At 45.7% G+C, this 15,685-nt stretch carries 13 protein-coding genes; 3 read left to right on the forward strand and 10 right to left on the reverse strand.

Annotation, left to right across the window (positions count from 1 at the left end; translation table 11 throughout):
• Positions 1-59 precede the first annotated feature (59 nt).
• Positions 60-1,079 (reverse strand): FecR family protein, encoded by a 1,020-nt coding sequence (locus AC3WS5_RS06670; protein ID WP_492466491.1) that lies wholly within the window; start codon positions 1,077-1,079, stop codon positions 60-62.
• A gap of 180 nt (positions 1,080-1,259) precedes the next feature.
• Here AC3WS5_RS06670 and AC3WS5_RS06675 point away from each other — a divergent pair, with 180 nt between their 5' ends.
• From AC3WS5_RS06675 to AC3WS5_RS06685, 3 genes are all read left to right on the forward strand, one after another.
• On the forward strand, positions 1,260-1,808 hold the full coding sequence (locus tag AC3WS5_RS06675) for an RNA polymerase sigma-70 factor (RefSeq protein WP_492466492.1): 549 nt from the start codon (positions 1,260-1,262) through the stop codon (positions 1,806-1,808).
• A gap of 267 nt (positions 1,809-2,075) precedes the next feature.
• On the forward strand, positions 2,076-6,026 hold the full coding sequence (locus AC3WS5_RS06680; RefSeq protein ID WP_492466493.1) for a Pls/PosA family non-ribosomal peptide synthetase: 3,951 nt from the start codon (positions 2,076-2,078) through the stop codon (positions 6,024-6,026).
• A gap of 11 nt (positions 6,027-6,037) precedes the next feature.
• The gene (locus AC3WS5_RS06685) at positions 6,038-6,541 is read left to right on the forward strand and encodes a GNAT family N-acetyltransferase (RefSeq protein WP_492466494.1); all 504 of its coding nucleotides are present in this window, start codon (positions 6,038-6,040) and stop codon (positions 6,539-6,541) included.
• Here AC3WS5_RS06685 and AC3WS5_RS06690 read toward each other — a convergent pair.
• The 9 genes from AC3WS5_RS06690 to AC3WS5_RS06730 all read right to left on the reverse strand — a co-directional run bounded on the left by AC3WS5_RS06690 (position 6,528) and on the right by AC3WS5_RS06730 (position 15,582).
• Positions 6,528-7,178, reverse strand: coding sequence for a 4'-phosphopantetheinyl transferase family protein (locus AC3WS5_RS06690; RefSeq protein WP_492466495.1), 651 nt, complete (start codon positions 7,176-7,178; stop codon positions 6,528-6,530). The genes AC3WS5_RS06685 and AC3WS5_RS06690 overlap by 14 nt on opposite strands.
• A 77-nt stretch (positions 7,179-7,255) precedes the next feature.
• Positions 7,256-8,659 (reverse strand): MBL fold metallo-hydrolase RNA specificity domain-containing protein, encoded by a 1,404-nt coding sequence (locus AC3WS5_RS06695; RefSeq protein WP_492466496.1) that lies wholly within the window; start codon positions 8,657-8,659, stop codon positions 7,256-7,258.
• Positions 8,660-8,801: 142 nt separating this feature from the next.
• The gene (locus AC3WS5_RS06700) at positions 8,802-9,299 is read right to left on the reverse strand and encodes a thioredoxin family protein (protein ID WP_492466497.1); all 498 of its coding nucleotides are present in this window, start codon (positions 9,297-9,299) and stop codon (positions 8,802-8,804) included.
• A gap of 121 nt (positions 9,300-9,420) precedes the next feature.
• Entirely contained in the window at positions 9,421-11,808 is a 2,388-nt protein-coding gene (locus tag AC3WS5_RS06705; protein ID WP_492466498.1) for a TonB-dependent receptor, read from the reverse strand.
• A gap of 80 nt (positions 11,809-11,888) precedes the next feature.
• A complete protein-coding gene (locus AC3WS5_RS06710) occupies positions 11,889-12,224 on the reverse strand; it encodes a hypothetical protein (RefSeq protein WP_492466499.1) in 336 nt (111 codons plus the stop codon).
• A 124-nt stretch (positions 12,225-12,348) separates the two neighbouring features.
• Complete coding sequence (locus AC3WS5_RS06715; protein ID WP_492466500.1) at positions 12,349-12,960, reverse strand: fumarylacetoacetate hydrolase family protein; 612 nt, start codon at positions 12,958-12,960, stop codon at positions 12,349-12,351.
• Between the two features lie 211 nt (positions 12,961-13,171).
• On the reverse strand, positions 13,172-13,747 hold the full coding sequence (gene pth / locus AC3WS5_RS06720; protein ID WP_492466501.1) for an aminoacyl-tRNA hydrolase: 576 nt from the start codon (positions 13,745-13,747) through the stop codon (positions 13,172-13,174).
• Positions 13,748-14,005: 258 nt separating this feature from the next.
• On the reverse strand, positions 14,006-14,584 hold the full coding sequence (locus AC3WS5_RS06725; RefSeq protein WP_492466502.1) for a 50S ribosomal protein L25: 579 nt from the start codon (positions 14,582-14,584) through the stop codon (positions 14,006-14,008).
• Positions 14,585-14,604: 20 nt separating this feature from the next.
• Positions 14,605-15,582 (reverse strand): ribose-phosphate diphosphokinase, encoded by a 978-nt coding sequence (locus tag AC3WS5_RS06730; RefSeq protein ID WP_492466503.1) that lies wholly within the window; start codon positions 15,580-15,582, stop codon positions 14,605-14,607.
• Positions 15,583-15,685: the final 103 nt, after the last annotated feature.

Here is a 15,685-nt window from a genome sequence, read left to right on the forward strand (position 1 = left end):
TTGGTTAGTTTCGTATCATGTCACTTTCATAATTTTTTAGTTTATAGTGAGTAATTAGGTTAATAGATCGTAACAATTTGGCCTGTTATTTTATACCTGAAGTTGCCTTTTAGCTGTAATGCCGTTAACACATCTGTCAACGAATCACCCTGGAAAGTCCCGGTAAGCCTTTTCGTCGGATCAGTTTTAATGGTACAATTGATTTTGACATTATACCAGCGCTCCAGCATTGAAAAAATGGCTTCCAGGGGTTGCTGGTCAAAGACCAGTTTGTTATGCAGCCACTGCGTCTCCGGCATCTCCTCTGCAACAGGGAGCGCAGCCATCTTTCTTAAAACCACGGTTGCGCTCGCTGCCGTATCCTTGTCATTAGAGGATATGGGCATTTTTAATTTATCCTGTACCAATAGCTTGTCTCCAGGCTTCAGCAACACCCTTTCCCCGCGAGCGCCCTTATTTTTGACCCATGCTTCTACAGCTCCTGTAAGTAAAGTAGTTTCGGTCTGCCGTTCTCCATCATAAGCCCTTACATTGAAAGTGGTGCCTAATACCCTGATGTCCACCCGCTGGGTATGAACAATAAAAGGCTTGGCTGGGTTCTTCACGACCTCAAAATAACCTTCGCCCTTGAGCCAGATTTCTCTATTTCCTTTGGAAAAATTTTGCGGGTATCTCAAGCTGCTGCCAGAATTCAGCCATACATGCGTACCGTCCGGAAGGAGAATGTCCGTTTTGGCACCTTTTTCGGCTACCACCATTTTATGTGAATCTCCTGAACTGCGCATATTCAAATAAAGTGCACTGACCCCTACTGCAAGCATCATTGCTGCCGCTATTGACCACCATACCCGTTTCGAAGAGCGTCGATGCCTTTGCCTGCCTAGATGTTGTTTAAAGTGGCTGAAATAGGCTGAAGTTATTTCTCTTGTTTTCGGATCCTTTTCCTGCCATAATTGCTGTTCATTGCCGGGAACTTCCAACCGATCGTACCATTCGTTCAGCTCCTCCAGCTCTGCAGCCGTACATGTTCCCCTCCCGAACTTTTGCAATAAGTTTATCAATCTTTTTTTATCAGCCATTTTTGACGGGATCTGTTCCCTTATTGAAAACGCACCAATAATCGTTTACCCTTAGTGATTTAAAAAAAAAAATTTGAAAAAGTTTTGACAGCGTCTATATCCTCTTTTACTATTATCTTTGATTGAAACGATCGCCTTATCAGGCCACTTGAGCTATATACCGATGAACAACTGCTTAGGTTGTTTTATGCAGGCAGTGACCGTGCTTTTGAGCAGCTCTATCACCGCTACTTTCCGTTGTTGCGCAATACTGCGCTACAGAAAACCGGGAATGCGGAGGTTGCCGCTGATCTGTGCCAGGAAACCTTCCTGAGCTTTTATCATAAGCCTGGCGTTGAAACCGGCAAGTTAAAGGCGTACCTTTTGACCATTCTTAAGAATAAAGTGTTTGACCACTATCGCCGTACAATGGTGCGCGATAATTATGTGAACGTTTTACAAAGAGAAATCCGGGAACTCGAAACATCTGCCGTATCTCAGAAAGTGGAAGCAAAAGAATTAGAGCACCAAATTTATGCAGCTATCAATCAATTACCGGATCAATGCAGAAGGGTATTTAGGCTGAGCCGCGAAGTGGGGCTTTCCAACCGTCAAATTGCTCTCGAATTAAACATATCGCTAAAAACCGTAGAAGCCCATATGACCAAAGCGCTTGGGTTGCTGAAAAGTAAACTGGATCTATATATCTATCTTGGATTGTTGGTAGGCATCCTGACCCGAATAAATTAGCAGTTAGGCTCCCGGAGTCGGCGTTTTATAATCCCAGGGCACGAGCCACCACCTTTTGTCCCCTCTGAATTTCAATACAATGGGACTTAATTTGATACCAATCCCCTTCTATAAATATTCTATAGAAATGAACTTAGAATCTTTTCAGCCTCTTCCCCCAAAATGATTTGGATACCAGGAAAATAACGTTATTTTGAATTTGGTTCAAGGGAATGGAAAGTGGCCGTTTCGAGAAAAAAAAAACGACTACTGAGTTTAACCAGGTTTATGCAAATCGACTATTTAACAAACACACTCACGACCCACCTGAGTATTATTAAGGGACGAAATATCCCAGAGGTCATCAGGCCAGAAACACTTCCACAGCTATTAGCCTCCTCGTTGCGGACTTTCAGCGAAAAAACAGCCTTTATATTCAAGGACAGATCGATCACTTACAAAGAACTGGATAACTGGAGCAATGCCATTGCTGCCGATCTTCAACGAAAAGGCATCGGCGCAGGAGATTTTGTGGGCCTCTGGTATCCCCGAAGCCTCGAACTGCCGGTTGCGGTTTTAGGCATTCTTAAGGCAGGGGCCGCATACGTTCCGCTCGACAGGGAAATGCCACTCGACAGAGTTCAAAAGGTATTCACAGATATCCATGTCAAGACTTATTTCTCAGACACCGACGCTGGCATCCACTGCCCGCCCATCACTATTCCTCCCCTACCCGAAACTGAAATCGCGCTGGTCGAATCGTTGGCAACCAACAAAAACAAAGCCTATGTCCTGTTTACTTCAGGCAGCACCGGCATACCCAAGGGCATTCCGATTTCACACGCCAATATCTGCCACCTGATCAGGGCTGAACAGGAAGTGCTGGGCATTAAGCCGTCCGACCGCGTTTACCAGGGCTTTTCCGTTTCGTTTGATATGTGGTGCGAAGAGATTTGGATCAGCCTATTCGCCGGCGCGACCGTTTGGATCGCCGATACTTTCACGGTCCGTGCCATCGACGAACTCAGCACCGTACTGACGGATAACGGGATCACCATCCTGCATGCGGTTCCTTCTGTACTGGCGATTATCGACGAAGTGCCTGGGCTTCGAATCGTGAATTCAGGTGGCGAGGCCTGCACCCCGCAGGTTCTTGAGAAATGGGGAACTCCCGACCGGACTTTCATCAACAGCTACGGGCCAACCGAAACAACGGTTACCTCACACATGGCATTCCTGAAAAAAGGAGATGAGATCACCATCGGGGATCCGCTACCCAACTATAACGTGGCCGTTGTGGATGAGCAAATGAAGATCCTGCCGCGCGGCGAACGTGGCGAAATGATCATTACCGGCCCTGGTGTAAGCGGAGAGTATTTTAACCTGCCCGAATTAACCGCAAAACAATTTCTGCCAAATCCTTTTCCGGAACTACCCGGGGATCTGCTTTATAGGACAGGCGACGCCGTACTGATCAGAGAAAATGGCTTCCTGGAATTTCACGGCAGATTTGATGATCAGATCAAACTCAGAGGTTACCGTATTGAACTGGGCGAGGTTGAAAACAGGCTCCTCCAGATAGATGGCGTACTATCCGCGGCAGTGGCCGTAAAAACAGACGCGAACAACCAGGAACAACTCGTAGGGTATGTAGTCGAAAAAACCGGCTTCAGGCTTAACGAAAATGAAATGCGCAGGCAATTAGCCGCATTCCTTGCCCCTTACATGGTGCCCGTGACGATCATGGCCGTTGAGCAGATGCCCAGGATGCCCAGTGGCAAGATCAACCGGAAACAATTACCAGTACCACCATCCTTTGTAAAGAACACCGAAGATCACGAAGTACGCTGGACGGTTGACGGAGATAGTATAGATGAAAAACTGGTTAATGCGCTGAACATCGTTTTCCCCGGGAAAAACATTCAGTTGCAGGACGATTTCTTCAACGACCTGGGAGGCCATTCCCTGCTGGCTGCCACTCTGGTATCAAATCTTCGGCAAAAGGCAGGTCTGAACCAGGCATCACTTAAAGATATTTATGAACATAGACCTCTTCAAAAATTCGCCGACAGGTTAAAAGAAAAACACGAACAAAAAACAGCAACCCGCCCCGCACCCTACAAGAGCGCCTCAACACTAAGCTATTACTTGTGTAACCTGGCACAGACAGTCAGTCTAATGATCATTTTCGGATTATTAGCGATTGAAATTATTTTTCCTTATATAAGTTATTATTACCTGCTGACGGAAGGTTATGGTCACATAACTGCCCTGCTGAGCGCCGCGGCCCTGTACCTGCTGATTCCGCCGGTCATGGGCATCTTGATACTTTCGCTAAAATGGCTTATTGTCGGCAAGCTACGTGAAGGCGACTACCCGCTTTGGGGATGGTATTATTTTCGCTGGTGGCTATGGACCACGCTCAAAAGACTTCTTCCCGCCCATTATCTCACAGACACGCCTTTGTACCCCAAATACCTGAATTCGCTGGGTGCTAAGATTCACCCTTCCGCTCAACTCAGTCTGCTGAATATTGGCGCCGAGGATCTGCTGGTGATCGACGAGAATGTGAGCACCAGCTCCGGCTGCTCCATCGATAACGCGACCGTGGAAAACGGCGTGCTGAAACTTAGACGTGTGCACCTGAAAGCCAACGCCTATATGGGTTCCTCTGCAGTAGCCTGCGGAAACACCGTCATTGAAAAAAACGGTGTACTGCAGGATCTGAGCTGCCTCCACGAGGGACTGACCATCGGGGCCGACGAAATCTGGGACGGCAGTCCTGCCCAAAAAACAGGAAAAAATAATTCAGCAGGCATTAGACTTACGTCACCGAAAAGAAGAAATAAATATGCCTTGTTTTATTTTGCATCGCTCTTTGTCTTCCCGCTGGTGGTAATCCTGCCCTTGTTCCCCACGTTGTATATCCTGTACGCGATGGATTACAATGCAGGAGATTACGATTTTTCTTACCTCTGGAAAACGCCATTCCTGGCTTTGTCCTATATCCTGCTGTTTATTCTCGTGATTGCCGGCATATCCAGGCTGCTCCAACGCAGCATGAACGCTGGCTCCTACTCTATCTTCAGTCCCACCTATTATAAAAAATGGATGAAGGATCAGTTTATGACTTTGTCTCTGAATGTACTGCACCCGTTATATGCATCTGTATATATTCCTTTTTTCTATAGGATGCTTGGTGCAAAAGTTGGCAGGAACGCGGAAATATCAACGGCCAGTGATGTTAGTCATCACCTGCTTGAGATTGGCGATGGCAGCTTTATTGCCGACACCGTTATCCTGGGGGAACATGAAGTCAAAAACGAAACGCTCTTCCTGGAGCGGACAAAAATTGGCAACAATAGTTTTGTCGGTAACAGCGGACTGATTCCACAAGGGTATCATTTGAATGATAACATGCTGATCGGGGTTCTGTCGAAAACGCCTACGGCGGAGCAATTAAAAAATTCAGGTAACCAGGACTGGTTTGGTTCTCCCGCAATTGGCCTGCCAGCCAGAGAAAGATTCTCCGGTTTCGCAGATTCTCTGACCTACCACCCGTCTGCAGGACGAAAAGCCGCGCGGGCGTTGGTTGAGGGACTCCGGATCATTATCCCTCAGACATTGATCATTATTTCCTGTGTGCTTCTAATTTCCTTTGCAGATAATCTGCTCCGCGAATCCTTTATTAAGTTAGTTCTTTTTCTTCCATTGTATTATCTGGCATTTATGGGTCTGCCTCTTTTCCTGATCACTGCGATTTTAAAGTGGCTGCTGGTGGGGAAATACAAACCTGCAGCGATGCCGATGTACACCCTGCGGGTTTGGATTAGTGAGGCCCTGACTACTTTTTACGAGGCGCTCTGCGTTCCGTTCCTGCTGGATCCGCTGCGCGGTACCCTTTGGCTGCCATTTTTCCTGCGGCTGCTGGGCGTTAAAATCGGAAAAAAAACCTGGTTAAATACGACCGACATGACAGAGTTTGATATGGTCCAAATCGGTGATGAAGCCATCCTGAATGAAGATTGCGGGCCTCAGACACATTTATTTGAAGATAGGATCATGAAGATCGGTCCGGTCGACATCGGACAACAGTGTACCATTGGTACACGTACGATCATCCTTTATAACAGCCGGATTGGTAAACATGTAAATATAGATTCACTCTCCCTGGTGATGAAAGGCGAGCAATTGCCGGATGATACCGTTTGGGGTGGCAGTCCCGTCAGACCCCTTTAAAAGTCTAGAGTATGGAACTTTTCAGTATCAGAAAGATCGATCTAAACCACGACCTACAAATTGTGGATGAACTGGTTGGCGAACTTCACGAGTCTGAGTTAGCATTGAACCCAAGAACAGCGCAATGGAAAGATATCCGGGAGAAATATCTGCAGCATATTGCAGAATGCCTCAACGAATATCGCGGAAGTTTTTTCATTGCAGAACTGGACCATCGGGCCATCGGATTTATATTTGGTTACGTGGATGATCGCGACAACAGTAATTTTGAAACCGGTGATGGCGAAGACCTCTATGTCTCAGAAGGATATGTAAAAAAAGAATACAGGAAGTCCGGTATCTATACCGCACTGAATCAGGCTTTCGAAGACCACTATAAAAATATCACTATACGGCGAATTTATAGGTTCACGCTGACGAACAATACAGTGATGCAAAACTGGCTGGCTAAACAGGGTTATTCCCCGGTGAGGATACTTTATGAAAAATGGATCGATCCTGTCAACGGAAAATAATTTCCTGCGTAATCAGTTCAACATCTGGTTGTAAGGTTGCCAGATTGATGGCATAATCCGGATATAACGGGATTTCAAAACAAAAAAAATGCTCATCCTCGAACAAGACCGGTCGCGTGGTCGTATCAATACTCCTCAGATTATCACCTATTCCGGTTCCCCGCGCTTTTAACACAGCCTCCTTCTTTGTCCACGCATTGTAAAAGGCCTGGAGCGGATGAGGACTGGCTTGAATTTCCTGCTTTTCGTTTGGATGCAACCATTCCAGTAGCAAATCAATTTTCAATGGTTTAACGAGTTCCGCGTCAATCCCAATGGACTCATCCCGCTCCCTGCAAACCGCAAGCACACAGAGACCTTCGCTTTGCGCGGAACTAAAAAAATAAGGTAAGCTTTTGAAAACCGGTTTGTTTGTACTGGTCCTGACGATATCAGCAAGAACATTGACCCGGCGCGGCTCCAGCTTGGAAAAAGCTTCTTTCAGTAACAACCTGGATAATATTCTCCTTCTTCTCTCGGGCTCATCACGAACATTTTCAACGGACAGGCGATCTTCCTCTGGAAAATCGTCGGGAATAACCTGAGTAATCGATTGATTATTTTTGCCGTTCAGGTTAAAAAAGATCCAGACTTTCATACTGCAAATTTCGACCTTTTTTTCACCCCTGCAAACTATTGAATCAAAGCCAGATCATTACGCTGGCAGGTACCTGCCTACGTCAATCCGGTTTCAAAATGCCGTTCAGGAATCATCACATCCGCGAAACCTTTTTTCAGCAGCCTGTTTTTGAATGCTTGCTGGACGTCGTACTCACCATGAACCAGAAATAGTTGTTTTATCTGCTTCGGATCCTGGCAGGCGAGCCATTGGCTCAGATCTTCGTAATCGCCGTGGGCGCTCATGCTCCGGATCTCTCCAATTTCAGCGTTTACCTGGTGTTCCACACCAAAAATCCCCACTTCCTTAACGCCTGAAAGCAACCGGGCTCCCAGCGAATGCGGCTCACAATAACCGGTCATAAGAATCGTATTCCTGGAGTTTTCTATATTGTTGCTGATATGATGTTTCACCCTTCCTGCATCCGCCATTCCACTTGCTGAGATAATGACCATCGGGCCGTTTTGAAAGTTCAGTGATTTCGACTCTGCAACTGTTTTCACGTATTTTAGTCCGGGAAACGCAAAGGGGTCATCATCGTTCTTCAGGACTTGTTGAATCCTTTTATTAAAATAAGACGGAAATTGTTTTGTCATTTCCGTAGCCTCTATACTCAAGGGGCTGTCAACAAAATAAGGTATCCGAGGAAGTCGTTTTTCAAGGTCAAGCTGGTTTAGGGTATACAAAATTTCCTGGGTCCGGCCCACGCTGAAAGCAGCCATGATCAGTTTTCCTTTTTTTTCAATACAGGTTTTGGTGATCCAGTTCAGCAATTGATCGGGTGTGTCGCTGACTGCTTCGTGCAGGCTGTTCCCGTAGGTAGATTCCATGACAATATAATCGGCCTGCGGAAAGTTTTCCGGGGAGCGCAGAATGATATCGCGGTACCTGCCCACATCACCGCTGAAAGTAAATCGTATTTCTTTACCGTCTTCTTTAATTTTCAGGTGCACACACTGACTCCCAATGATATGGCCGGCATCAGTAAACATCGCCTGTACGCCATCGGTTACATCAAACCATTCACCGTATTCCTTTCCTTCAAAATGTGACAAACTTTCCTGTGCATCTTCTGTGGTATAAAGGGGCTGGCTCATTTCCAGAGGCTGATTGAGCCTTTTCTTTTCCATAAATTTCGCATCGCTTTCCTGAATTTCAGCGCTATCGAGCAGCAGAATCCTCGTCAGATCTCGGGTCGCGGGTGTACAGAATATTTTTCCCTGGAACCCCTCTGCCACCAGCCTGGGAATTAAGCCGGAGTGGTCTATGTGCGCGTGCGAAAGCAACATCACATCTACTTCACCCGAATTAAATCCGAATTCCCGGTTCAATTTTTCTGTTTGATCGCCCAGGCCCTGGAACATCCCGCAATCAAGTAATATTTTCTTTCCATTTTTTAGGGTGATAAGATGTTTGGATCCTGTTACCGTGCGCGCCGCACCATGAAATGCAATTTTCATATAGATTTTTTACTGGTTTCTGCACTTAAATCCGTTAAACGGAGTCGGGAAAAATAACCGGCAGAAAGGCGCCGCCGCAGGAATAATTTAAACCTCCCTGACCTCCTGAGCCTTTCTGAAAATTCTTCGGACCGGTTTCCCGTCATTGAAATGTATTGTATCTTTCCGGATCGAGGGCGTTTTTAGTCCAGCCGTTCAAAAAATCCAGAATCTTCTCCCGGCTATACCCTTTATCCTGCTCAAGATACGCAGAATTTTGTGTATGCAATAATTTGCCGGTGCCATCCAGTATCAGAAATACAGGAAAACCAAAACGTTGCGGGTAAGAATACTTAGCCAGTATATCCTGATTTTTGTTTTCCTTGCTGTAATTTAAATGATATACTACATAGGAGGAACGGATCAGCGAGTCAATCTGACCGTCTTCCGTTGTAATCTTATGGAATCTTGCGCACCAACTGCACCAGTTGCCGCCAATTTCGATCAGGACGTGCTTATTGCTGCGGCCGGCCATTTCGATAGCCTGCCTGATACCCTGATCTGCATTTTCAGCAGCGTTATAAATATTGAAAGGTTTTTGAGTCTGGGCGTCTGAGAAATAATAAGTTAACAAAAAGGCCAGGATAAGAGAAACACGCATGTTTAATTTTTGATGTACGAAGATAGGATTTTGACCGAAATTCTTCAGGTGCTATAGAACGAATTTCAGTCACCTGCTCCCCCTTCACACACCGAAAACCCTTTTCCCTGCCGATTACAACTTATTTAAGTCGCCATTCAAAAGGAACCAAAAGTCTTAAATTGAAGCTCCTTCCCATGTTGAACACGCCTCTTCTCCCGGTAGCAGGGTTCTCCGGGAAATATTTAAACCGGCTCAGGTGGTCCTGATAAGCCACATCGGTCAGGTTGTTCATCGTTGCCACTAAAGTCGCGCGTCTGATACCATCCAGAAAAATATCAGTCCCTACCCCGGCATGAAACAGCGTATATCCTGCGGTTGCAGTTTCCGTGTTATAACCCGCAAAATAATTTCCCTGCCTGGTGATATTATCCATTTCCACTTTGAAATACAGGTTCCTGAGGGTTTTGCCATTGTTGGCAAATTCGGCTCTGAGCTCTGTGAGCAGCCGTGCGGGTGAAATCAGCGGCAGGTTGTCTGATCCATCTACGGGCTTGGTGAATTTTCCTCTGACAAAACTAAATGTGTTTTCAAAATGCAGCCAGTCCAGCGGGTGGGGATGCACATCCAGCCGGGCTTCCAGACCCGCCAGCCTTGCTGACTGCTGACTGAACCTGAAAGCTGGAACGCCTGCGATCAGTGAGTCGCCACCTGCTCCGTTGAGGATCCTTTCATAATAGATATAATTGTTAATATGATTATAATACGGAGAAAAATTAAAATCAACGTGTTCAGTAGTGAGTTCAAAACCTGCATCAGCCGAGAATGAGGTCTCGCTCTTCAGGTCCCGATTTCCAATCTCATAACGCCCCGTTCCTTCGTGCTCGCCGTTTGCGGCCAGTTCCGGAATATTTGGTGCTCTGAAGCCCCGGCTCAGGTTGGCTTTAACCGTCACGTCTTTTGAAAGGACCTGGCTCAGACCCAGACTCGCCGAAAAATTGGAAAACTGTTTATGAAAGGCTTCAAATTTCAGGCTTTGATCTTCCATGGTTGCCTTGCTGTTCAGATTGCGTATATCATAACGCAGACCTCCGCTGACGGTCGTGTTTTTAAAAGATTTAGAGCTTACGCCAAATCCTCCTATATCAAACAAACCGTAATCGGGAATAAGCGCCTCTTTAGCCCGGTTGGTATTAGTCTGGCTCATCCCATTGATTCCGAAACTGGTTTTCCAGCCTGCAACCGTAGGCAGGTGATAGGCCCCACTATAATTAAAGGTGTTCAGATCAAAATAAGTCCCTATTTCCTGCGGGTTTTCCGGATTGGCAAATTCCCTGCGTTTGTTGTTTTGCAGTGCCGCCAAAACGGTTATCCTGCCTCCTGAATTCAGCGAAAATGAATTATCGAGGGCTATCTTACGATGCAGCACCCGTTGTTTAGGCACCAACGGATCTCTGCTGTTCCGCAGTGCATCTGTCATTGTGTAGCCGTCCAGTATAAAATTTCCCCGGTCATCGCGCTCGCCTTCTACCATGCCGGGATGCTGGTCAAAACTGGAAAGAATCAGGTGGGAATATCCCCAACTTCTGTTCAGCCCCAGGTACCCGCCAAAATTCTGTTCTTTGAAACGGCTGTTCAGGACCTGTCCGTCATATTTGTTACGGTAGTCAGCCGCTGTTTTCAAACTCCCGTACGCGTTCCAGTTGAACCCATTTACATTACCCGCGAAATTTCCATATCCGCCATACATCTGGTTATTTGAATTCATAGATCCTGAAACGTTCGCGCGGAGGGTATTATTTGGGACTGATACGTTGGTCAGGATATTGATCACACCTCCGATGGCATCGCTCCCATACATCAGCGAAGCCGGACCGCGTAATACCTCCACTTTCTGAGCGCTGTACTCATCCACTTCTATTCCGTGCTCGTCTCCCCACTGCTGCCCTTCCTGGCGGACGCCATCATTAACGGTCACCACGCGGTTATAGCCAAGGCCGCGAATAAATGGTTTTGCAACAGCGGGCCCTGTTGTTACAACGGAAACGCCCGGTTGCCTTGCTACTACGTCCATCAGGTTCGTACCGGCCGAACGTACCAGATCTTTTTTTGACAAAACAGAAATCTGCAGGGGTGATTTTTTAACATCAATTGCGGAAGCCACGCCGGTCACGGTCACGTTTTCATTTTCAATGATCGATGGAGACATCAGGAAATCCCTGACCGTATTACCCCTGATTGTGACAGACTCTACTTTAGATTTATAGCCCGAATAGGACACCTGAATTGTAAAAGTCCCGTTAGGAAGATTGTCAAATACAAAATGTCCATTCGAATCTGAAACGGTGCCCGTTTTCAAATCAGGGATTGCGATATCGGCACCTTCCAGCGGATGTCCACTGGACGCATCACGAACGATTCCCTGCAGGCTGCCGGAGAATTCTGGTGGAATAGTGGCTGTTGCTGCAACAGAATAGATAATAAACGTTAATAATATGATAGAATAGCTGATAGATCTATTTATTAGCATAAAATAAATATTAATAAATGGACTTCACGAAGCCCGGTTGAGGAATATTTTGGGGGATGTTTTTCTAAAGGTCGGTTAAGTTATGCTGCCGGAGGGCCCCGCAAAGATTTTTGAAACACAGGATCGCAGGTAACCCGCTTAATCGCGTAAGACCTATGATCAGGATTCTCTGTTTCGTAACGTCCATTATAGCAGGCAAAGGCCGGTAAAAAAGGGACAACAATGAGGATATCCACAAACCCACAGGAAAACTGATAATTTCCCAGGTTACCTGTGGCGGCGTTTGACGGGGTAAACAGCACATCCTGGTGATGGGACAGGACATCATGAAAATATTTTTTTGGGGTGACGCTGATGGTGAAAACCAACAGCAAGACCCCAGCAACGATCTTCGATATGGATCGATTAAATTTCACAACTTTGAAACAATGTTGCAAATATAAATAATTTTACACTTTACCTGAAGTTTTAATAGTTAATTGGCAATAACAAGCAGATAAATTAACTGGGCCGGGTAGCAGCAGATCCGGAGAATTTTCATCACTCCACAGAAACCGTAAATACGCTTTCATCTTCGAGGATTCCCTCCAGTACGTCTCCGGTTACAACTTCCCCCACTCCTTCGGGGGTCCCTGTGAAGACAATATCCCCGATATTGAGCGTAAAATACTTCGAAATGGAGGCGAGGATCGTATCGAAATTGTAAATCATTTTCCCCGAATTACTATGCTGTACCTGTTCTCCGTTTTTATACAATCCAAAATTGATGGTACGGCGATTTACATAATCGGCGATTGGCTTCCAGTTTCCGACAACGGCTGAGTTATCCCAGGCCTTGGCCTTTTCCCAGGGAAGTCCCTTTTGCTGTAACTCCCGCTGAATATCCCTTGCTGTAAAATCAATACCCACGGTAATGGCATCATAGTACTGACTGGCGTAGCGTTTGTTGATATACCGGCCATTCTTGGACACCCGCAGAACCAATTCACCTTCGTAGTGTAGTTCATTGGTGAATTCCGGATAATAAAATGGAAGATGCGGCCTGAGCAGGGCGCTTTTTGGTTTCATGAAAATAACGGGTTCCTCGGGGATTTCATTTCCCAGTTCTTTCGCATGAGCAGCGTAATTTCGACCGATGCAAAAAATTTTCATGGGTAAACTTTTATGTTTTCAATGGTCCCATGGAATTTACCATAGAAAATTTTCATCGCGGCTAGTATAAATTTGCTCGAAAATTTTTATGGACATTTCATGTGTAAATTAATTATGTTCAATCCTGATACCTGAAAAACAAGTCGTTCATTTTGCCAAAAACCATATCACCACAAGGCTCTATGATATTTTGGGACACCACATATAAATTTTACAATGAATACTCTTTATTATTTATCTCATTCATGGCAGCGTTGATTCCCCGGAATGCAAACATCTCAATGGTTTCCACCGCTTTTTCAATTTTCAGTTTTACCAGATCTTCTTCTTCTTTCTGCCATTTTCCTAAAACGAAATCTGTCTGCATTCCTTTTGGAAAACGATCGCCGATGCCAAATCTCAAGCGTGGAAATGCAGTAGTGGACAAGGCTTCCTGAATGCTTTTCAAACCGTTATGCCCGCTGTCGCCTCCACCGGGGTTCAAACGCAATTTAGTTAAAGGTAATGAAATTTCATCCAAAATAACCAAACTTCTTTCTGGGGTAAGCTTTTCTTTGTCGAGCCAGTATTTTACGGCTTTCCCACTCAGGTTTACGTAGGTCGTGGGGCAGATACAAACAAAGATCCTGCCTCTCAGTTTTACTTCGGCAACATAGGCCAGCCGACCGGAACTAAACTGTCCGCCATGTTTATTCACGAAAGCAGCAACCACATCGAACCCGATGTTATGCCTGGTATGTTCATACTCGGCACCGATATTGCCAAGTCCGCAAATCAGATATTTCATCCGTAACGTTTTAGGTTCACCGCCTTCGGCGGTTAGTTATTTTTGCCGGATGCCTCTTCGCATATACATCCTGCAGAGTGAGAAAAATTTGTCATCCTTCGGTTCATGTTTCATTTCATGTATCGTCAAAAATAATATATTCCCCGTTAAGTTGTGGCCAGGATCTTACATGACCTTCCGTGAAGTTTTTCCTAAACTTCAAAAGCAAAAAAAAACCTGCAGTCGTCAGATTGCAGGCTCTAAGTATGTGAAATGCTTTTAGCTTTTTGTTGCAGCGGCTTCTTCCTGCTTCAACTGCCTTGTCATTGCAACTGACGCTACCGGAATCCGCGGCGAATTCAGAATTTCAATGTTTGGCGCCTTGATGTCTTCAACCCGGATATTACCGTTGATCTCCAGATCATCAACAGGTACTTCAATCACTTCCTTGAGATCCTTGGGATAAGCTTTAATTTTCACCGCCTTGATCTTTGAAACAAAACGACCGCCATCTTTTACACCTATAGCCGAACCCGTAAACTTCAGCGGGATGGAGGCGATCACCTTTTTATTTTCCACAAGTTCCAGAAAATCGATGTGAATGAGTTCATCAGACACTTTGTCGAATTGCAGGTCTTTGAGAATACATTGGTAAGTCTTCCCATCAACCTTGATTTCTGCCAACTGAAAATTTGGTGTGTACACCAGGTTTTTAAATGCTGCTGCCGGTGCACTGAAATTCACTTCACTGGCACCCCCGTAAATTACAGCAGGCACATGACCCTGAGAGCGAACCTGGCGGGTGGCTGATTTGCCAAATGCGGTCCTCAGTTGTCCTTCGATTGTAATTGTGTTCATATTCTATTTAAATTTAAAATTTATACTTCCCGATTCTCTCTGTTCCGCCTGTTGGAATGAATGAACAGGCTTGTAATACTCTTATTCTCGAACGCATGTTTGATAGTCGTAGCGAAAAGATCTGCCACTGATATCACCTTGATTTTTGGACTGGGTCTTTTAAGGGGAATAGTATCACATACTACTAACTCTTCCATCACACTATTCTCAATATTTTCGTAAGCGTTACCACTCAAAATCGGATGAGTGATCATTGCCCTTACGCTTCTGGCTCCTTTTTGCCGGATCAATTCAGCGCACTTAGCCAGCGTACCACCAGTATCACAGATATCATCTATGATAACCACATCCTGCCCTTCCACATCGCCAATCAGGGTCATACTTGCTATTTCATTTGCACGCTTGCGATGTTTGTCGCAGATCACCATTTCCACGTTGAAATAGCTGGCAATTTCCCTGATCCGGTTCGTAGCCCCTACGTCGGGGGCCGCAAAGGTAAGATTTTCCAGGTTTAAATCCTCAATGTATGGAATAAAAACTGCATGACTATCCAGATGATCCACGGGAATATCAAAATAACCCTGGATCTGGGGTGCGTGCAGGTCCATGGTCACTATACGATCGGCGCCCGCTGCCACCAGCATGTTGGCCACCAGTTTACTGCCGATAGCTACGCGGGGACGGTCCTTGCGGTCCTGTCTCGCATAACCATAATAGGGCAGCACGGCTATCACCTTGTAGGCGGAAGCGCGCTTGGCCGCGTCTATCATCAACAACAACTCCATAAGATTCTCGGTCGGCGAGTAAGTACTTTGAATGAGAAAAATATAATCGCCACGCACACTTTCTGGGAAGTTGGTAGAAATCTCCCCATCGCTAAAACGCTGAATATTAACCTTCCCCATACCACATCCAAACTTTTCGCAGATCTTCTCGGTTAATTCAATAGAAGCCGATCCTGAAAATATTTTGGCTGCATGCGGAGTGTTGGAACTCATTTCCATATTAATTAAGTATTAAGGTATTTGCCGGCGAAGATATTAATTACGACAGCAAATCGCAAAGCGAATTTTCTGTCTCGCCTGCTTTTTTGATCAGCAA

It is taken from the genome of Niabella sp. CPT15-335-S11, from assembly GCF_058792415.1.

What these genes read in the sequence shown, in the direction of transcription:
- AC3WS5_RS06670 (WP_492466491.1), bottom strand. Translation starts at nt 1,079, where the DNA reads ATGGCTGATAAAAAAAGATTGATAAACTTATTGCAAAAGTTCGGGAGG.
- AC3WS5_RS06680 (WP_492466493.1), top strand. Translation starts at nt 2,076, where the DNA reads ATGCAAATCGACTATTTAACAAACACACTCACGACCCACCTGAGTATT.
- AC3WS5_RS06685 (WP_492466494.1), top strand. Translation starts at nt 6,038, where the DNA reads ATGGAACTTTTCAGTATCAGAAAGATCGATCTAAACCACGACCTACAA.
- AC3WS5_RS06690 (WP_492466495.1), bottom strand. Translation starts at nt 7,178, where the DNA reads ATGAAAGTCTGGATCTTTTTTAACCTGAACGGCAAAAATAATCAATCG.
- AC3WS5_RS06695 (WP_492466496.1), bottom strand. Translation starts at nt 8,659, where the DNA reads ATGAAAATTGCATTTCATGGTGCGGCGCGCACGGTAACAGGATCCAAA.
- AC3WS5_RS06700 (WP_492466497.1), bottom strand. Translation starts at nt 9,299, where the DNA reads ATGCGTGTTTCTCTTATCCTGGCCTTTTTGTTAACTTATTATTTCTCA.
- AC3WS5_RS06705 (WP_492466498.1), bottom strand. Translation starts at nt 11,808, where the DNA reads ATGCTAATAAATAGATCTATCAGCTATTCTATCATATTATTAACGTTT.
- AC3WS5_RS06715 (WP_492466500.1), bottom strand. Translation starts at nt 12,960, where the DNA reads ATGAAAATTTTTTGCATCGGTCGAAATTACGCTGCTCATGCGAAAGAA.
- pth (WP_492466501.1), bottom strand. Translation starts at nt 13,747, where the DNA reads ATGAAATATCTGATTTGCGGACTTGGCAATATCGGTGCCGAGTATGAA.
- AC3WS5_RS06725 (WP_492466502.1), bottom strand. Translation starts at nt 14,584, where the DNA reads ATGAACACAATTACAATCGAAGGACAACTGAGGACCGCATTTGGCAAA.
- AC3WS5_RS06730 (WP_492466503.1), bottom strand. Translation starts at nt 15,582, where the DNA reads ATGAGTTCCAACACTCCGCATGCAGCCAAAATATTTTCAGGATCGGCT.